A 19458-nucleotide genomic window follows, 5' to 3' on the forward strand; every position below is an offset into this window, starting at 1 on the left:
TAACTGTTTTTACATACTGAGATAAGGCTGACTGTTTTCACATTGTGGGCGTCTGTTATTTTCCTGCCTATCTAATATAACGCCAATATATATGCTTAAAGCAGGCCCGTTACTAATACTCGCGGCTGCTATAACCAAATCACTGATACTATTAAGCGGCTTTCCATCAAGGCCTTTTTGTTGTTTGAACAAGTGGATAGCGCGTTCCTTGATACCTCCGGTGGTTGTCAAAGCCGAAATGCCTTGTTTTGGCTGTTTTGATTGAAAATATTCTTTCAAAACAGCATGAGCTTTTTCTACTTCACTGCCATTTGTTTTATCCCAAATTTCACCAAGAGTCAATTCGATGCTCATATTAGCTCCAATAGATACTGAGAGAATCAATATATCACATTTTGGCATATTTATATACACTGCATCTGGATAAATAATTGCCTGAACGTACTGATGAGACTAAAAATTATTTGAATTGATATAAAACAGTTGCTAGAATTTCGCTCAAAACAAGGAGTAAGTTATGACAATCAATAAAAAAAATAATTCCAATCCCAATCAGTTTTTTACCCGCATTCCTGAAAATATTCTTGACGATAAAATTCCTACTATGAGAAGTGTGCTTATTTTTAATCGCCCTGAAGAAATAAAGGAAGATGAGGAAAAAATCAGTTCCTCAAATGGATATGGCAGACCAGGGCTATAGATGATGAATGCCTATCATCTCCCCTTTGATAAGATTAACGCCATTCCTCAAAGGAATATGTCCAGCATTCTGCATGAAGCCTATAAACATCGGTTTATTCACAGTCTGATCAAACTGATAAATTATGCCCAACAGGTTCTGGATAAAGATTATTCTGCGCTAATCGCTCGCCTCGACCAACTAGAGCCTGAGAGCAAAAACTATATTTCTCCCTGGCTTTATGCCCAATATTTCTGGCTTTTGGAAGCGATGCGAAGCGATTCTGTATTGGAAGTAAATCGAATTATTCGCGATATTATTTTTAACACACAGTGGATTATTACTGAAACTCAGGTTTCTTTGGGATTACAGGAAGACTGGGAAAAAAAGATCTTTGCCGAGGAAGTCAACATTGCCTTTGGTTCAGATCCATTAAATGCTTATCCCCCCCCACAAAGTGAATTATTTGAATTCCAAAACCAGGTCTCAAATGCATTGCAACTCATTAAATCAGCAGATAATTGCTTTATGGAAGAAATTGAGACGTTTGTATCTGCTGTTTATCTGGTAAAAAGCGATGTGCAAATTGTCGGCGCGACTTCCCCAAAGTTTTTTGGAGCGATTTATTTGTCTCTGCCTGATGGAAATACCTCGGAATTTTCTAATCTTTTGTTAATTGAGCATCTTGTTCATGAAACATCTCATCTATTCCTTAATAGCGTTCTTGCTCATGATCCACTGATTTTAAACGAGGAGGATGAACACTATGCTTCTCCAATTCGCAGTGATTTAAGGCCGATGCTGGGTATTTATCATACAAGCTTTGTATTAAGCCGTGTCATCAGAATTTTTAAAAAGTTAAAAAGATTAGATTTGCATGACAATCAGTCGCTTGAAGCAGCTATCAAAAATTTATCAGATAAATATCATCAGGCATTCGCTACCGCGAATGCAGAAGGAATTCATACCGAGCTTGGAAAACAGATTTTACTATCTACCCAGGAATGCGCACTAGCTTGATATCAATACAGTCCCCACTGGTTGTGGGGACAACACAAGTTACGGGCTTAGATATAATACTGATCCACAGTATTAGGCCATGTTGCCATATCAGGCCAATTGTCTTTATCAAAGCCGTATTCACGTTTTAATTTGGATTTATCCACATTTAAAATGAAGCACTCTTCGTCTTTATTGTAGCTGATGCTTTTCCAGGGGAAGGCATAATACTCTTCACCAAGCCCCATAAATCCACCAAAGCCAAGAACGACATATCTTGCTTGTCCACTAAATTTATCGAGCACGATTTCTTTTACTTCACCGAGATCCTCAAGGGCCGGTGATTTAACATCGACACCAATGACATCGTCGGTTCTTACAACCATTTCAGAATGATTATCCATAATAAATACTCCCTTATTATCTTAATTTTAAATAGCCAAACAGAGTAAAACACTGTAATGAAAACAGAGTGAGGGAACAATCCCTCGATTGGAGTAACTTGGAGTAAATTGATACTTAACTGCCTTTTTAATTTAGCTGATAGCGGGAAAAATGCAAGGAGTTTTTAAACAAACTCCCAGCTTAAACCCAGTTTGAATTGCTCAAGTTTGGGCTTAAATGCCGTTCGATAAGTCACAAACTGCAGACCTGTCGATGATTTAACCTGCGAACTATTGCTAAAATTATTCAAGGAATTGTAATCCCATTCCAGGCGCAGATGCAGCTGATTTATAATTTGTATTTGCGTTCCAATACCTAATTGTAATCCTTCCTTATCCTGGTCTGAAGCAAAGCTCCCGGCAAAGAAACCGAGAGAGCCGGTCTGAATAATATGACCACTAAGTTGAATATTGTCTTTAATCCACCCTAATCGTCCATATAGAAGAACAGCGTCTGTAATGTAATATCCTGGTTTAAGGGCAAGCCCGTATTGCCATCGCTGTTTATATTTACCACTTAATTCACGAGTATAAAGACTATTCGACTGCAAAAAACCGATATCCCCATCGTTTGAACTCCTGTCGTAAAATGCCTCCAGGCCAAGATCAAAACGCTCAATAAAGCGGTAATGATAGCCAGCAAACACTTCCCCCGCAAAACCCTCTCCGCTCCAATCAATGCGAAATTGGTCCAGAAACGGACCTGACGGGGCGGTTTCAACCCGTTTGAAATCATATTCCGCATTATCTTTTATTCCGCTAACGCCAATATAAAATCCATTTGCTGAGGCAAAGCTTATGGTGTTTGCACAGAAAAATATCAGCGAAAGACAACTTAAACGCTTTAGCATTCCTAAACTCCTTTGGAAAACTTCATTTTGACCATCTGACTTACAAACTTTGAACACTCCTGCAATTGGGTAATGTCCACATATTCATTAGCACGATGCGCCTGTTCAATACTCCCTGGTCCGCAAACTATTGTGGGAATGCTCGCCTTTTGAAATAAACCTGCTTCTGTTGCATACGCGACTTTAAGTTTTTCCTGCTCGCCCGTCACCATCCTGGCCCATTGATTAATCTCGGCATCGACTGGTGTGTTTAAACCAGCGGTGGCCGCGATATTATCGAGAATAATATTAGCGGCAGAATGTTCCAGCTTCATCTTCGGCAATAAACGAGTATTAATATAATCCTTGATCTCGCCGCGAATTTCATTGGCGCTGTCTTCTGGCAAATTACGAAATTCAAAGATAAATTCACAAAGTGCCGGAATTGTATTGTATGAATTTCCCCCGTTAATAAGATTGGTGGTTAAGGTTGTACAAGGCATATCATAATGCTTGTCCTGAACACCTGACTGCCTGAAGCGATCGGCCATGCCTCTGATATAACAAATCAAATCAGCTGCATATTCAATTGCATTACAGCCCTGGTGGGTCAGGGAGGAATGAGCCGCTACGCCATGCACGCTGCAACGGAATGACTCCTTGCCTTTATGAGCTATCACAGGCCGCATACTGGTTGGCTCCCCGACAATACAGGCTACAGGATTAATTCCCTGCTTTTTAATATGCTCAATCATGAAAGGAGCTCCAAGACAACCGACCTCTTCGTCATATGAAAAAGCGAAATGGACAGGATGTGCAAGCCTCATTTCTTTAAACTGGGGAATCATTGCCATAACCACCGCAATGAAACCTTTCATATCGCAAGCACCTCGCCCATAAATTTTCCCGGCAATTTCTGTCGCTTTGAAAGGATCAGTTTCCCATTGCTGACCATCAACTGGTACAACATCAGTATGGCCAGACAGAACTATGCCGCCCTCTACACTCCCATCAAAAGCTGGCAGACTCGCAAATAGATTAGCTTTGGGCTGCTTGCTGTCATGAATAAGCGATGAGTGAACTCCCTGAGACTCCAAAAAAGTCTGCACATCATGAATCAACTCAAGATTGGAATTTCTCGAGGTTGTATCGAAGGCGATTAAACGATCAAGCCACTCAAAAACGTTCATATGAATTCCTTGCATTGGGAAGCATATTAAGAATGGTCTTAACATGCTAGTATGAAATATCCTTGTTTGAAAATTACCTGATTTTCAAACTATTTAAGACGCCAGTCAACGAAAAAATAAATGAGCAAACCTGTTTATCACCAGCTTTATTTTAAGGTGCTTCTCGGCATCTTTTTGGGAACACTGCTGGGGCATTTCTACCCCCCTCTTGCCATCAAAATGCAAATTTTGGGTGATGGTTTTATTAAACTGATTAGAATGATGATCGCACCCATCATTTTTCTAACCATTGTCATGGGTATAACCCAGGCCAATGATATAAAGCAAGTAGGCCGAATCGGAATCAAGGCGATTATTTATTTCGAGCTGGTAACCACCTTAGCTTTAATTATTGCGATTTTTACCGCCAAGTGGATGCAGCCCGGTTCCGGTATGAACATCAGTGCAGACACTGTTGATAAGCAAGCCATTGCATCCTATGTTTCTCAGGCCGAGCAGTTCGATTCCAGTCATTTTTTTCTCAATATAATACCCGACACTCTCATTTCAGCATTTGTCAGAGGGGATATATTGCCAGTGCTTTTAATCTCTTTATTAACCGCATTCGCCATAATACGCTGCCGTGATGTGCAGCATCTACTCAATATTTTTGATGAATTGTCGGCAGTATTATTCGCCATGGTGAATTTAATTATGAAACTCGCTCCTATCGGCGCATTTGGGGCAATGGCGTTTACGGTAGGCAGTTATGGCATCGAAACACTGGTTTCACTCGGGAAGCTTCTGCTTACTGTTTACCTGACTTGTTTTCTATTCATTTTCATTATATTGGGCATTATTGCCCGTTTAAATGGCATTAGTATCTGGCGTTTTCTGATTTTTATTAAAGAAGAAATTCTCATTGTCCTTGCCACTTCATCTTCAGAGGCCGTGCTACCTCGTATGATTAGTAAATTGGAAACCTTAGGCTGCGATAAATCAGTGGTGGGTCTGGTATTACCCACTGGCTATTCGTTTAATCTGGATGGCACGACCATCTACCTGGGCATAGCTACCGTATTTATTGCGCAAGCCTTTAACATTGATTTGAGCCTTAAAGACGAACTGCTCCTGATGCTGATTCTCATGCTGACTTCAAAAGGAGCTGCTGCAGTCACGGGCGGAGGCTTTATTGTTTTAGCAGCAACATTGTCTTCTCTTCACACCCTGCCTGTTGAAGGATTAGTGTTAATCCTTGGTATTGATCGCTTCATGTCTGAGGCTCGCTCAATTACTAATTTAATAGGAAATGGAATTGCGACTATTACAATAGCCAATCTTGAAAATGATTTTAATCGAGAGCAGGCCAGCCGCCTTTTGAGGGTTGAAAACAAGGTTAATTGACTGATTTTGTTCCGATTTTTGATCTAAATTACTGCTTATTTTTATGAAAAAGGGTAGTAGATTATCAATTAACCTTCATGTACAATTAATTTTGCTTTTAATGTATAAAAGCATTGGATTGATAGATTTAACTAAAATAAGGAAGTTATGATGAATGTCATTGATACACAACACTCTTCTCAAACTACAAGACAAGAGCAAGGTCTACAGGATTTGGTTTACAGCCTTGTAACTCGTTTCCTGGCTGAAAACAAAAACAAATCCATAACTGATCTCTATGACATGATTCTTTCTGAAGTAGAACCACCTCTTTTAAAAGCAGTAATGGAAAAACGCCGAGGCAATCAGCTGCAAGCTGCAAAAATGCTGGGTATAAGTCGTGGTACAATCAGAAAAAAATTACAGCGTTATTTCGGTACAAAATATTTTCGTTTAACTGACGAATAATATCCTTCATTGATTGTTGCTCAATAACCACGATATACCCCGTTAACCACACGGGGTATATATATATCACGAATTGTTCACTATCTAGCTGATTTACGCAGACAGAAGCAATTTGTTAACACGACTCACAAAATCTGCGGGATTATCCAATTGCCCACCTTCTGCCAGTACTGCCTGTTCAAAGAGAACGGTGACCCATTCACCAAATTGCGAGTCATCCTCAATACCATGTAAACGCTTAATCAGTGCATGTTGAGGATTAATTTCAAATACTGGCTTAGATTCAGGAACCTGCTGTCCAGCAGCTTGCAGAATTCTTTGCATTTCCAATCCCATATCTTGCTCGTCAGCAACAATACATGCCGGTGAGTCTGTTAAACGATGCGTTAGAACAACCTCTTTAACTTTATCGCCAAGAATATCCTGGATTTGCTTAAGCATGGGGTTTAAAGACTCTTCTTCTTTTTTGGCCTCTTCTGAATTAGTATCTTCAACATCCAGATCGATTTTACCCTTGCTTATCGATTGCAGTTTCTTACCATCAAACTCACTAAGATAACCAACCAGCCATTCATCAATTCGATCACTGAGCAGTAATACTTCAACACCTTTCTTTCTGAATATTTCAAGATGAGGACTGTGTTTTGCAGCGTTATAGCTGGATGCAGTGATATAATAAATTTTATCCTGTCCTTCTTTCATACGTGAAACATAATCGGCCAGCGTTACATCTTGTTTTTCAGAATTGGTATGCGTACTGGTAAAGCGTAAAAGTTTGGCAATTGCTTCCCGATTTACGAAATCTTCAATAGGCCCTTCTTTTAACACCTGCCCAAACTCATTCCAGAACTTTTGATATTTTTCCGGTTCCTGTTCTGCCAGTTTTTCAAGCATCCCTAATATTCGTTTAGCGCAGGCGGCACGAATCGAATCAACCTGCTTATTATCCTGAAGAATTTCCCGGGAAATATTTAAAGGTAAATCACTGGCATCAATAATCCCTTTAACAAAACGCAGATAGCGGGGTAAAAATTGTGCTGCGTCATCTAAAATAAATACCCGTTTAACATATAACTTCAAACCATGCTTGGTTTCCTGTTGCCACAAATCATAAGGGGCATGTGAAGGAATATAGAGCAGGCTGATATAATTATTTTTGCCTTCCACATGATTGTGGGACCAAATCAATGGTTCCTGAAAATCATGAGAAATATGCTTGTAGAGTGTTTTATACTCGTCTTCACTGATTTCTGATTTTTGCAAGGTCCACAAAGCCGTTGCTTTATTTACCGTTTCAAAGTCAGATGATTCTTTATTCTCGTCATCTGCTTTTTTCATTGCGATAGGCCAGCAAATATGATCTGAATATTTGGTAATAATACTGCGAATACGCCAATCACTCGCGAACTCCAAATCTTCCTCTTTAAGATGAAGTGTAATTTCAGTACCATGATGCGCTTTGTTTTCCTGGGCAATTGTAAATTCACCATCACCGGTGGATTCCCAGACAATTCCATCTTCAGCAGATAAACCAGCACGACGGCTTTTTACAGTAACTTTGTCCGCTACAATAAATGCAGAATAAAATCCAACCCCGAACTGACCAATCAGATGAGAATCCTTCGCTTTTTCACCTGTTAATTGACTTAAGAACTCCTTGGTTCCAGACTTGGCGATCGTACCCAGATTACTGACCGCTTCATCCCAGCTCATGCCAATTCCATTATCTTTAATTGTAATGGTTTTTAATTTTTCATTACAATCAATAGTAATCTTGAGATCTGAATCCCCTTCATACAGAGAAGCATCAGATAATGCCAGGAAGCGTAATTTATCCAGTGCATCCGAGGCATTGGAAATTAATTCCCGTAGAAAGATTTCCTTGTTGGAATATAATGAATGAATCACTATATTCAGCATTTGCTTCACTTCGGTTTGAAACCCCATTGTCTGCTGCTTGCTCGCCATTTAAGTCACTCTCCAGCTAAGTAATGATGTGATTAATAGATTGACTAATTTCCGTACTGAGCCCTGATATCAGAACCCACACAATTTGGTAAATAGTCTATGCTGCCGGTTAATATAGGGATTGAAATTCAAATTTCAAGAGCCGAGACTCAAAGATAAGTTATTTAATTGGATGCTTAACCATACCAACCCGTGGACGATGCATGAAGATGGTGATCGGCTCGCTGGTGTAAAGTACATTGCCTTCAGCATCTACAGCCTGAACAGCAATAGTATGACTGCCTCGTTTCACATCATTTAATGCAAAAATAGTTGTGGCCTGCGGATCGCCTAATGGCTCGCCATCGTAAATAATCTGTAATAAATTTCCCTTTTTAAGCTCTGGTTTGATATCCACAATAATAGGTATATAGCCCTGATTATTTCGGATTGTTGCTTCATTCTGAGGTTGAGTTACTGCCAGATAACTGTAGCTTTCTTCCTCTTCTTCGTTTTCTTTTTCATCGGTCACGGGCTGACTTTCTGTATCGGCAGGTTGGTTGTTGGCTGGCCCGAAGGTCTGAGCTTCTGGAAGCTCTATTTTTTCAGCGCCAGGATGCGGTTTATCACTGAAATGAACATTACCATTACTATCTGTCCATTTATAAATATCAGCATGCACCGCACTTGTCGTTAAGAATATTAAAGATGAGCATAATAACAAGCCGCATTTCCGCATAGTGGTTCCCTTTAATATGCTTGAACCAGGCCTCGGCTCACTGCCCATTAAGTTAAGTAATTTGGTCATTCCCGCGAAGGCGGGAATCCATTCCTCAATTGGCATTTTAGCTCGCTCAGAGATGGGTCCCCGCCTTCGCGGGGAAGACATTGATTATACAACTGAGCTTACCTGCAGGCCTGATAACTAAGCTTAGAGACTATAATAAAGCTCAAACTCAAATGGATGTACCAGGCTTCTGACCAGAGCTATCTCAGCTTCTCTCAGGGCGATGTAGCTTTCAATAAAGTCCTTGCTAAATACATCACCTTGCAACAGGAACTCCTGGTCTGATCTCAGATGACGAATTGCATCTTCAAGAGATGCGCATACAGTTGGCACATCAACCAGCTCTTCTGGAGGCAAATCATACAAATCTTTATCCATTGGTTGCCCTGGATGTATTTTATTCTGAATACCATCCAGACCAGCCATCATCATTGCAGAGAAAGCAAGATAAGGGTTAGCCGTTGGATCAGGGAAGCGTACTTCAATACGACGCCCTTTTGGATTGCTGACATGAGGTATACGAATAGCTGCCGAGCGATTTCTGGCTGAATAAGCTAATAACACAGGGGCTTCGAAACCGGGAACCAGTCGTTTATAACTGTTGGTAGCCGGATTGGTAAACGCGTTCAGCGCACGGGCATGTTTGATTATACCGCCGATATAATATAAAGCGGTTTCAGACAAACCTGCATACTTATCTCCGGTAAACAGATTTACACCGTCTTTGGCCAAAGACTGGTGGCAGTGCATGCCATTGCCATTATCACCTACCAGCGGCTTGGGCATAAAGGTTGCGGTCTTGCCATAGTTATGTGCTACATTCTGGATTACATACTTCAGAGTTTGCATCTGATCCGCTTTGTGGACCAGAGTGTCATAACGCGTTGCGACCTCGCACTGGTTTCCAGTGGCCACCTCATGATGATGCGCCTCAACAGGAATACCCAGCGACTCAAGGGTAAGACAAATGGCCGAGCGGATATCCTGGGAAGAATCCACAGGAGGAACGGGGAAATAGCCGCCTTTAACTGAAGGTCTGTGGCCAATATTGCCGCCTTCAAATACTTTGTCCGAGTTCCAATGGGCCTCATCCGAGTCAATGGAATAAAACGCACCATTAATACTGGTTTTCCAACGCACGTCATCAAAAAGGAAGAATTCGGGTTCGGGGCCAAAATAGGCAGTATCGGCAATTCCTGTGGATTTTAGATAAGCCTCGGCTCTTTGCGCCAAAGAACGGGGATCACGGTCATATCCCATCATCGTAAGGGGGTCGACCACATTACAGCGAATAATTAATGTGTTATCCTGATAAAAAGGATCAAGTAGAATGTTGCTGCAATCAGGTACCAAAGCCAAATCAGACTGATGTATTTTCTGCCATCCTTTAATGGAGGAGCCATCAATCATTTTGCCATTTTCCAGAAAATCATCATCAATTGAAGAAACAGGGATACTGATGTGCTGCTCTTTCCCGATTGTATCTGTAAAGCGCAGATCAACAAATTTTGCTTCATGTTCCTTAATTGCATCAAACACTGCTTTCTTACTCATTGTTTTCTCCAAGATAACCCGCTATAAAGTGTAACCCAAGTGACAGATTAAAACTAATAGATTAAACTCGTCAAAAGCAATTGAATGCAAAATAGTTATGGCCGCCTATCAATATCTGGCATTAAATAAATCAGGCTCAAACGCCAAAGGAGTTATTGAGGCTGATTCTGAACGTCAAGCCCGACAGCTTTTACGCGAAAAAGGTTTAATACCCACACAAATCAAAGCGGTACACAAACAGCAAACACATGTTAAGGGGCGACTTTCAGCGCAGGATTTGTCCTTGTTAACTCGCCAGTTAGCCACCCTGCTAGCCGCCGGAATCCCTGTTGAAGAATCCTTGCAGGGGGTCAGCGAGCAAACCGAAAAGGACAAGGCCAGAGAGTTGGTGATTGGTGTACGGGCGAAAGTCCTCGAAGGCTATTCACTGGCGCAGGCTTTGGGCGAATTCCCTAACGCCTTCCCTGAATTATACAGAGCAACCGTAGGCGCTGGAGAACAAACCGGCCGCCTGGATATGGTGCTTGAGAAACTGGCAGACTATACTGAAAACCAGCAGGAAACCCGGCAAAAGATCCTGCAGGCTTTAATCTACCCTTCGCTTATGATTATCGTTTCTACTGCAATCATCAGCTTCCTTTTAGCCTTCGTTGTTCCCAAAATTATTGAAGTATTCACCAGCAGCGGCCAAACGCTGCCCGAAATGACGAAACTTCTAATCATCTTAAGTGATTTCATCAAGCATTATGGTCTTTATGTGGTTGGCTCCATCGTCCTTTTAATTGTTGGATTCAGGCGCAGCCTGAGAAATATCAAAATTAAAACCGGATGGCACAAACTACTGCTACGATTACCAGTCATATCCTATCTAAGCCGCTCGGTCAACGTAGCACGCTATATCCACACATTTGGAATCCTTTTCGCTGCAGGAGTGAGCGTACTTGAAACCATGCGTGTTTCAGCAAGCCTTATTACCAATCTGGTCATGCGCCAGGCCTTTGATGTGGCAGCTACTCGCGTACGTGAAGGTACATCTATCAGCCATGCCTTGAAAGAAACCGGCTTTTTAAATCCAATGGCAATTCATCTGATTGCGAGTGGTGAAAAAAGTGGACAGATTGCTACCATGATGGAGCGCGCCGCCTCCCATATGGATGCCGAGGTTCGTCGACTCATTGACACAGCTCTCACCTTGCTTGAACCCCTGGTAATTTTAATGATGGGAGCTGTCGTTTTATTCATCGTTCTTGCCACTTTACTTCCTATATTTTCAATGGAGCAACTAGTGAGTTAGGCTAAGTCGTCTTGCTGTAGCCAGAACCGTTTTCATTACGTTATAATCAAATTCAGACATTACCAGGAGCAGGTATGAAATTTCAAAAAGGGTTTTCTTTGATTGAAATTATGGTTGTAGTGGTCATTTTGGGTATTCTCGCCTCTATTGTGGTTCCCAAAATCATCAGCAGACCGGATGAAGCCCGTGTCGTTAAAGCAAAGCAGGATGTTCTCGCCATACAAAACGCGCTCGATCTATACAAGCTCGATAATGGGTTTTATCCCAGTACGGATCAGGGACTTTTAGCATTAGTTGAAAAACCAACAACCAGTCCAACACCTCGTGACTGGAAGCAATACCTCAAATCGCTGCCCAAAGATCCCTGGGGACGTGACTATCTTTATCTGAATCCGGGCGAGCACAGCGATGTGGATGTCTTTACCCTGGGTGCTGAAGGTCAGCCCGGCGGCACAGGAATCAATGCCGAAATTGGAAACTGGGATGCCAAATGAACGAGGATTTACATTAATTGAAATACTGGTGGTCATTTTAATTGTTGGAATCGCCGCCAGTGTTACCCTTCTTGCTTTTGGTGATTTCGGAGCCAGTCGACGAGTTCAACTCAGTGCAGAGCAATTTGTAAACTATATTAAACTCGTTCAGCAGCGTGCCATTCTGGAAATGAATACCCTGGGAATTAATGTTAACAAGGAAGGATATGGCACCTATCGTTTTGTTGAGGCAAAAACCTGGGAGCCTATGCCGGGGAAAGGTCTTTTTCATTGGCAAACCTTCCCTAAGAATATTCTGGTCACACTCAAAACCACTATTAAAAATAATACTAAACTCCCTGATATTATTATTAATCCCACGGGGAATATGTCTGCTTTCACGCTCAGTTTTGGCACAGAAACTAATCCTGAACAACTGAATGTTATTGGCCAGCATGATGGGGAAGTTTTCATTAAATCCGGAAAAAAATGAAATTAAAGGTCAGAAAAACAGTTCAGGCTTTTACCTTAATAGAAGTTCTGCTTGCTCTTGCAGTTATTGCCATAGCACTAACTGCACTGGTGAAGGCCACCGCTCAGGATGTTGCTCATACTCAGCGCCTTAAGGAGAAAATGATTACACAATGGATTAGTACTCAGGGAGCAGCAATGGTACAGCTGGGGCTATTATCAGTAACAACGACCCAGGAAGTTACGCAGATAACCACGATGTTTGGCCAGCGCTGGTATTGGCGTGTAAAACTCGTCCAGACGCCCATTAAATCCTTGCAGCAATTAATTATTACTACCAGTAAAAATCAGGCAGGACCGTTTACAGATCCGGTAATCGCATTCAGGTACCGTCATGCGAGTTAATAAGGGATTCACGCTGATTGAAATTTTGATTGCTTTAGCTGTGTTTGCCATTATGGCCACCCTGACCTCTTCCGCAATGTATTACGCATTTAATACTCGTAGCCGCGTCACTGAACAGGCTGAACGTCTGGTTGATTTGCAAATGGCTATTATTATGATTGAACGGGATACTGAGCAAATAACCAGTCGTCCTGTCCGGGGAAACGAAATGCGTTTGTTCCCCGCGTTTACTGGCCAACCGTTATATCTTGAGTTTACTCGTGGAGGATTAACCAATCCTTACAGTGTTGAGAAGAAAAGCAGTTTGAGACGGATTGCCTGGCTTTGTAAAGGGGATAAGTTAATCAGACGAAGCTGGGATGCTCTGGATGCTGTCAATCGCAATAATTATCATGATAAAACCTTGCTGGAAAATATAAAAAACTGCAAATTTGCCTATCTCGATCAAAACCTGCAGGTTTTACCAGAGTGGCGGGAGTCCAGTGTCTCCAGCCCTGGAAATACACCAACCTTACCGAAAGCAGTCCAACTTAAAATTGAACTTGGCGATTGGGGAACTGCCACCTTTTTATTTATTCTGCCGGAAGGACTCTATGCAAAAATTGTCTGATTCCTCAATGCAAGTGACGCATGAGAAGTCCTCTCTCCTGAATCGGGGAAGTGCACTTATTTCGGCCTTGTTTATTATGACGCTGGTGGCAATTGCCGCTACCGCCATGAGCAGCCGGCTGCAACTGGATATCTACCATACCCGCATCGCCATTCAAAGTGATGATCTCTATTTAGCATCTCAGGCCGTATCATTTTGGGCAATGGGAGAGCTAAGTAATAAATCCCGTTTGTTTTTGTCCTCTGATCCGAATGGTAAATTAATGGATTTTCCGGCGAAAATGCAGGGTCTCTATCCGAACATCCGTATTCAGGGCGGCCTTTATGATCTGCAAGGTCGGTTCAATCTGAATAATGTGGCCGATAAGCGCTACAACCTGCTTTTTTTTCATCTTCTCAAACAAGTCTTACCCAAGCTTAAGAGGCCGCAGCGTCTGGCTATTGCCGATGCCATTTTTCAATGGATTAGCCCTTATCAGCCGGGGCGGGGTCAGGATCAGTTTGTATCCTATTATATAAAACAAAAACCGCCATACTATCCAAGCCAGCAGTTCATGACCAGTGTCACTGAGCTGCGTCTGATAAAAGGTGTGGATGCAAACACTTATCAAGCTCTGGAGCCTTATACAATAAGTTTGCCTGAAATCACGACAATCAATCTGAATACCGCTTCGCGGCCAGTACTTGCAGCTCTTGGAAACAGTTTAGACCCCGGCCAGGTTGATCAGATTATTGAGGCGCGTGGTCAAAAAGGATTTAGTGATTTGAAAAAAATCACCAAACTATTACGAAAATTTAATATACGCGCTGAACTAATCACGCTTGAAAGCGAGTTTTTCTTAAGTATTGCCAATGTAAGCAGTGAGGATTTGAATATGGTCAGTTATACCATTTTCAAACGACAAAAAACTAAAGATGGAAAATTGACGATTAACCTGATTAGCGAAAGCATTAATAGTCTGTGAAACACTCCATTTACTCGTCCTCTTGCCCTTCCGGAACTGGCTTTGTGTTCTTCAGAACATAATATAACTGATCGCCAGATTGCTTTTCTTCTGAGGTTAAACGAGGCTCTAATCGAGCTAATTCTTTCTTAGCCTGTTCGTTATTATTTAGCGATGCCAGCTTCAACCAGGCATAGGCTTTGGTGTTGTCCTGACCTACACCCAAACCTGCCAGATACAAATAACCTAATTTACCTTGTGCAGTGACATTACCCTGGGCAGCGGCCTTTGTGAACCAATAAGCAGCTTGCTGGTAATCTTTATCGATACCAGTACCACTCATTAACAGCTGTCCTAATTCCGATTGCGCCTGAGAATGGCCTTTTTCAGCAGCAAGCTGATACCAGTAAGCGGCTTTTCTGGGATCAGCTTCGATTCCCAAACCATTCAAATATTGGTAAGCCAGATAGGCTTGAGCATTTCGATGCCCCTGAACGGCAGCTTTTGAAAACCAATAGGTGGCGGCTGTCTGATCTTCGGTGATACCATATTTACCAGTATATAAAAGGGCAATACTGTATTCCCCTTTAGCATCGCCTTGAGATGCGGCTTTATCATACCAGTAAAAGGCTTTCTCTACATCTTTGTCTGTTCCCATTCCCATCATATACTGATAGCCGAGATTGACCTGAGCTTTCGCATAGCCTTGTTCTGCTGATTTTTTAAACCATTCAAATGCCTTGCTGTCATCGGGATTTCTTACCCCGTCACCGGTGGCATACATTAATGCTACATTTCGCTGGGCGATCGCATTGCCTTGTTCTGCAGATTTCATATACCAGTTAAAGGCTTCTTTATAATCCTGTTTCATTCCCTGCCCCGTGTCATATAAAAAGCCGAGACTTAATTGAGCCAGTGAATTATTTTTAGCAGCAGCTTTACGATACCAATCGGCTGCTTTGACAGCGTCTTTGTTTACTCCATAGCCATATTGATACATTCGGCCAAGCAAATACATGGAATCATCATTTCCTTGTTCCGCAGATTGAACTAAATGGGGATAGGCGGTAGTGTAATCACCATTTTCAAACGCTGAAAAACCAATGATCTCATCAGCGAATGCCAGGTTGCTTGCAAGGCACGCTGCGAAAATTAAAGAACGCATGGATACTCCAGGAAAATACAGCCTCTTATTACAAGAGTAGGCCATGCAGCTTATAATTCAACCAAGAGAAGGCTTTATGAAGGAAAATTATGAAATATTTACGTCTGTATTTATTTCGCCGCAGATCCTGATTGTATTTATCCAGGATCTTACGGCGCAGGTGAAACGTTTGGATATAATTTGCGAACAATAAGATAATGTTTACATTGCTTCAAAAATTGCTGCGGCACCCATTCCTGTACCTATACACATGGTGACCATGCCATATTTTCCTTTGATACGACGAAGGCCATGAAGAAGGGTTGCCGTTCTGATTGCTCCTGTTGCTCCCAAAGGATGGCCTAAGGCAATAGCTCCCCCAAGCGGGTTTACTTTTTCCGGCGGTAAGCCTAAGGTTTTTATCACAGCCAAAGCTTGCGCCGCAAACGCTTCATTCAACTCAATCCAGTCCAACTGATCAATAGAAAGACCAGCCTGCTTTAATGCCAGTGGGATTGCATTGATTGGCCCAATCCCCATCACCTCAGGAGGAACACCTGCTACAGCATAGCCAAGTAATCTTCCCATAGGCTGCAAATCAAATTGCTTCAGGGCCTGCTCGCTGGCCAGCAAGGCAATTCCAGCCCCATCACTGGTTTGAGAACTGTTACCTGCTGTCACCGAACCTCTGGCAGCAAATACAGGTTTCAGCCGAGAGATCATTTCATAAGAAGTATCCGCTCGTGGGCCTTCATCCTTACTTATCAATTTCTTTTGTGAATTGACTTCCAGGTGATTGAGGTCTGCTTTGCGATCGATAATCTCCACAGGCACAATCTCGGCATTGAAATAGCCTTTTTGTTGAGCAGCAGTTGCTTTGGCGTGGCTTTGAGCAGCAAATTGATCCTGTTCCTCTCTGGATACACTCCACTGCTTAGCAACATTCTCCGCCGTTATTCCCATTCCATAAGCAATAGCTACCTGCTCGTTTTCAAAAATGGCAGGATTTGCAGTATATTTGTTTCCTCCTAAAGGAACCATTGACATACTTTCAACACCGCCAGCAAGAGCCAGCAAATGGTTCCCCTGAATAAGTGAAGCAGCCGCCGTAGCAATGCTCTGTACACCTGAGGAACAGAATCGATTAATAGTCATCGCCGGAACAGACTGAGGCATTCCAGCCAGTAAAGACGCAATACGAGCCACATTCATCCCCTGCTCGGCTTCAGGCATGGCGCAGCCAATGACCACATCACAAACTGCTTCCCAATCCACGGTACTATTTCGTTCCCTTAAAGATCGTATTGTGTGAGCCAGCAAATCGTCAGGCAAAGTATGCCTGAATACGCCTCGAGGAGCCTTGCCAACCGGTGTACGCAATACATCCACAACATAAACATTAGTCATTATCAAGTCTCCTATTAATTGCGCAATGGCTTCCCTGTTTCCAGCAAAGAACTGATTCTCGCATGCGTCAACGGATTGCGGGCCAGATTCATGAATGCTTCGCGCTCCAGCTTGAGCATCCAGTCTTCATTAACCATCGTACCATTATTCACATCCCCACCGCAGATAGCAGATGCGAGCTGACTTGCGAGATAATAATCATATTTGGAAATAAAGCCGCCTTCCAGCCAGTTAATCAATCCGGCTTGTAATCGGGCATAACCTTCTCTTCCAGCAACTTTAAAGACAACACTCCGAATAGGTGGTTGATAGTTGGCTGCTAATATTGATTCAACGCGCGACAATGCCGCATATAATACTTCATGGCTATTCATAACCCAGGTATCCGTATTTTTCAGATAGCCCAGTTGTTGAGCATCAGCGGCACTTGCGCCAACAGTGGCTGTTGCGATTTGCTGAAAATAAGGGCTAAGGAAAAGGAGCAGATCGGCATCCTGCGCTTTGTCGGCAGCTCGCATTGCCATTTCCTTTGTTCCACCACCTGCCGGAATCAAGCCAACTCCTGCTTCAACAAGTCCAGGGTAGGATTCAAATGCGGCGACCACTGCATCGCAATGCATAATCAATTCACATCCACCGCCCAAAGCACGCCCTCTTAATGCGGCAACCACGGGAATTGGACTGTATTTTAAACGTAGCACGGTCTGTTGAAATTGCTTAAGCATCGTTTCCAATGCAGCAAAATCATTTTTCTGAATCAATCCACCAACCCCTTTTAAGTCGGCTCCTGAACTAAAATTGGATGCATCCTGCTGGTATACGATAACGCCTCTGCAATGCCTTTCGGCAATATCCATAGCAGCAGCCATGCCATCCAGGACTGCCTGACCTATCGTATTCGCCTTGCTTTTGAAGGAAATTAAACCGATATCATTTTTGAAGCGGGATAAGGTCAGGCCTTCATTTTCATATAATTTGTCCAGTTGTGCTGGATGCTCAGTTAATACGAGTTCCGGGAAATATTGCTTGTGGTAGACAGAAAGCGAGCTGCGAGGGATAAAGCTCATGCTTTGAGGTGAGAAGGCGCCCCCTTCATGATAAAACTGATGGACTCTGGAAAGCCATGCAGGCAACTCAGCCTTACTCATTGACGATCCTTTGGATATCGCATCCTTAATCGCTGTAATCATAGATTCAAGGCCAGACTGCTGCCAGGTTTCAAAAGGCCCCTGAGCCCAACCAAATCCCCAGCGAATGGCAAGGTCCACATCGCGTACATTATTGGCAATCGATTCAAGATGATAGGCGCAATAATGGAATAAATCGAGAAAGCAGGCAGCCAAAAACTGAGCCTGTCGGTCTTTTGAAGAAAGTAAGCCACTCATTCGTTTTTGTGGGTCGCGTTCAGACATAATTGACTTTAACTCAGAACTAATTTCGCCGCCGGCCGGACGATATTCCTCTGTTTGTCTGTCAAACACTTCGATCACTTTTCCGGGTTTACGATAAATGCCTTGTCCGCTTTTCTGACCCAGATGGCCTTGCTCGATCATTTTTTCTAACCAGGCAGGCAACACAAAGCTGTCATGCCAGGGATCATCTTTCAATTGCTCATACATGGTATGAACCACATGTTTCATTGTGTCTAAACCCACCACATCCATTGTCCGAAATGTCGCTGATTTGGGACGGCCCAATAATGAGCCGGTAATGGCATCTACTTCGTCTAACCCAATCTGCATTGCTTCAGCATGGTGCAGTGTAGCCAATAACGAGAAAACTCCAATGCGGTTTGCGATAAAATTGGGAGTATCTTTCGCGTGAACAACCCCTTTGCCCAGGTAACTGGTTAACCAGGTTTCCAGATGAGTCAATAAGGTATTGGAAGTAGTAGTCGCCGGAATTAATTCTGCGAGATGCATATAGCGCGGCGGGTTAAAAAAATGAACACCGCAAAAACGCTCTCGTAATGAGGCGGGCAGTACCTCAGCCAACGCATTAATGCTCAAACCAGAGGTATTACTCACCAAAACAGTTTTGTCACCCACAAACGGGGCGATTTTTTGATAAAGCGACTCTTTCCAATCCATTCTTTCAGCAATCGCTTCAATAATTAAATCGCAGGATTTGAGGTCTTCAAGATGCTCATCATAATTTCTCGCCTGTAAAAGCGCAGCAGTTTTGGCAGTTCCCAACGGAGCAGGTTTTAACTTAACCAGATTGGCAATCGCTTTATCGACAATACTGTTCTTGTTAGTGTCTTTGGCTGCCAAATCATATAATAGACAGGATATGCCGGCATTAACGCAATGAGCAGCAATTTGCGCCCCCATGACCCCGGCACCCAAAACTGCAATTTTTTTTATATAAAATGGTTCCTGCATAATTATATCCTTTTATCTGGGTTTAGTTATGACCTAACGGCCGATTGAAAGCTATAAACTGCCAGCCA

20 protein-coding genes are annotated in these 19458 nt (G+C 42.6%); 10 read left to right on the forward strand and 10 right to left on the reverse strand.

Annotated features, from left to right (window positions below):
- Positions 1 to 9: 9 nt before the first annotated feature.
- Positions 10 to 354 (reverse strand): hypothetical protein, encoded by a 345-nt coding sequence (locus tag B1207_RS08870; protein WP_112219627.1) that lies wholly within the window; start codon positions 352 to 354, stop codon positions 10 to 12.
- A 163-nt stretch (positions 355 to 517) separates the two neighbouring features.
- On the opposite strand from B1207_RS08870, the gene B1207_RS08875 reads away from it, so the two are divergent.
- Together B1207_RS08875 and B1207_RS08880 are read left to right on the forward strand one after the other, a co-directional pair.
- Positions 518 to 700: a hypothetical protein gene (locus tag B1207_RS08875; protein ID WP_112219628.1), complete on the forward strand. Its 183-nt coding sequence runs from the start codon at positions 518 to 520 to the stop codon at positions 698 to 700.
- A complete protein-coding gene (locus B1207_RS08880) occupies positions 701 to 1699 on the forward strand; it encodes an aKG-HExxH-type peptide beta-hydroxylase (protein ID WP_112219629.1) in 999 nt (332 codons plus the stop codon). It begins immediately after the preceding gene.
- Between the two features lie 47 nt (positions 1700 to 1746).
- Here the strand turns inward: B1207_RS08880 and B1207_RS08885 are convergent, their stop codons facing one another.
- From B1207_RS08885 to argE, 3 genes are all read right to left on the reverse strand, one after another.
- Positions 1747 to 2082 (reverse strand): PRC-barrel domain-containing protein, encoded by a 336-nt coding sequence (locus B1207_RS08885; protein WP_112219630.1) that lies wholly within the window; start codon positions 2080 to 2082, stop codon positions 1747 to 1749.
- Positions 2083 to 2246: 164 nt separating this feature from the next.
- Positions 2247 to 2972 carry an outer membrane protein gene (locus B1207_RS08890; protein WP_112219631.1) on the reverse strand — a complete coding sequence of 242 codons (726 nt, stop codon included), beginning with the start codon at positions 2970 to 2972 and terminating at the stop codon, positions 2247 to 2249.
- 2 nt (positions 2973 to 2974) lie between these two features.
- Positions 2975 to 4141, reverse strand: a complete 1167-nt coding sequence (gene argE / locus B1207_RS08895) for an acetylornithine deacetylase (protein ID WP_112219632.1) — start codon at positions 4139 to 4141, stop codon at positions 2975 to 2977.
- A 120-nt stretch (positions 4142 to 4261) separates the two neighbouring features.
- On the opposite strand from argE, the gene dctA reads away from it, so the two are divergent.
- Positions 4262 to 5524 (forward strand): C4-dicarboxylate transporter DctA, encoded by a 1263-nt coding sequence (gene dctA / locus B1207_RS08900; RefSeq protein ID WP_112219633.1) that lies wholly within the window; start codon positions 4262 to 4264, stop codon positions 5522 to 5524.
- A 150-nt stretch (positions 5525 to 5674) separates the two neighbouring features.
- Complete coding sequence (locus B1207_RS08905; protein ID WP_058506529.1) at positions 5675 to 5971, forward strand: helix-turn-helix domain-containing protein; 297 nt, start codon at positions 5675 to 5677, stop codon at positions 5969 to 5971.
- Positions 5972 to 6064: 93 nt separating this feature from the next.
- Here B1207_RS08905 and htpG read toward each other — a convergent pair whose 3' ends face one another.
- The 3 genes from htpG to glnA all read right to left on the reverse strand — a co-directional run bounded on the left by htpG (position 6065) and on the right by glnA (position 10259).
- A complete protein-coding gene (gene htpG / locus B1207_RS08910; protein ID WP_112219634.1) occupies positions 6065 to 7939 on the reverse strand; it encodes a molecular chaperone HtpG in 1875 nt (624 codons plus the stop codon).
- Positions 7940 to 8099: 160 nt separating this feature from the next.
- Positions 8100 to 8762 (reverse strand): DUF4124 domain-containing protein, encoded by a 663-nt coding sequence (locus B1207_RS08915; RefSeq protein WP_253255825.1) that lies wholly within the window; start codon positions 8760 to 8762, stop codon positions 8100 to 8102.
- A gap of 87 nt (positions 8763 to 8849) precedes the next feature.
- Positions 8850 to 10259, reverse strand: coding sequence for a type I glutamate--ammonia ligase (glnA, locus tag B1207_RS08925; protein ID WP_112219637.1), 1410 nt, complete (start codon positions 10257 to 10259; stop codon positions 8850 to 8852).
- A gap of 97 nt (positions 10260 to 10356) precedes the next feature.
- Between glnA and lspF the strand changes: the two genes are divergently transcribed.
- From lspF to gspK, 6 genes are all read left to right on the forward strand, one after another.
- Positions 10357 to 11553 carry a GspF family T2SS innner membrane protein variant LspF gene (gene lspF / locus B1207_RS08930; protein WP_112219638.1) on the forward strand — a complete coding sequence of 399 codons (1197 nt, stop codon included), beginning with the start codon at positions 10357 to 10359 and terminating at the stop codon, positions 11551 to 11553.
- A 74-nt stretch (positions 11554 to 11627) separates the two neighbouring features.
- Complete coding sequence (gene lspG / locus B1207_RS08935; RefSeq protein WP_058506534.1) at positions 11628 to 12047, forward strand: GspG family T2SS major pseudopilin variant LspG; 420 nt, start codon at positions 11628 to 11630, stop codon at positions 12045 to 12047.
- Complete coding sequence (gspH, locus tag B1207_RS08940) at positions 12037 to 12519, forward strand: type II secretion system minor pseudopilin GspH (protein ID WP_172458233.1); 483 nt, start codon at positions 12037 to 12039, stop codon at positions 12517 to 12519. Before lspG ends, gspH begins: the two co-directional genes overlap by 11 nt.
- Complete coding sequence (lspI, locus tag B1207_RS08945) at positions 12516 to 12902, forward strand: GspI family T2SS minor pseudopilin variant LspI (protein WP_112219640.1); 387 nt, start codon at positions 12516 to 12518, stop codon at positions 12900 to 12902. Before gspH ends, lspI begins: the two co-directional genes overlap by 4 nt.
- Positions 12892 to 13512, forward strand: coding sequence for a GspJ family T2SS minor pseudopilin variant LspJ (gene lspJ, locus B1207_RS08950; protein WP_112219641.1), 621 nt, complete (start codon positions 12892 to 12894; stop codon positions 13510 to 13512). The genes lspI and lspJ overlap by 11 nt, the downstream gene beginning before the upstream one ends.
- Entirely contained in the window at positions 13496 to 14476 is a 981-nt protein-coding gene (gspK, locus tag B1207_RS08955; RefSeq protein ID WP_112219642.1) for a type II secretion system minor pseudopilin GspK, read from the forward strand. The genes lspJ and gspK overlap by 17 nt, the downstream gene beginning before the upstream one ends.
- A 10-nt stretch (positions 14477 to 14486) precedes the next feature.
- Here gspK and B1207_RS08960 read toward each other — a convergent pair whose 3' ends face one another.
- From B1207_RS08960 to B1207_RS08970, 3 genes are all read right to left on the reverse strand, one after another.
- On the reverse strand, positions 14487 to 15620 hold the full coding sequence (locus B1207_RS08960; protein WP_112219643.1) for a tetratricopeptide repeat protein: 1134 nt from the start codon (positions 15618 to 15620) through the stop codon (positions 14487 to 14489).
- Between the two features lie 201 nt (positions 15621 to 15821).
- Entirely contained in the window at positions 15822 to 17006 is a 1185-nt protein-coding gene (locus tag B1207_RS08965) for an acetyl-CoA C-acyltransferase (RefSeq protein WP_112219644.1), read from the reverse strand.
- Positions 17007 to 17020: 14 nt separating this feature from the next.
- Positions 17021 to 19390: a 3-hydroxyacyl-CoA dehydrogenase/enoyl-CoA hydratase family protein gene (locus B1207_RS08970; protein WP_112219645.1), complete on the reverse strand. Its 2370-nt coding sequence runs from the start codon at positions 19388 to 19390 to the stop codon at positions 17021 to 17023.
- Between the last annotated feature and the right edge of the window lie 68 nt (positions 19391 to 19458).

The organism is Legionella quinlivanii, from assembly GCF_003265995.1.
GTDB classification, from domain to species: Bacteria; Pseudomonadota; Gammaproteobacteria; order Legionellales; family Legionellaceae; genus Legionella_C; species Legionella_C quinlivanii_A.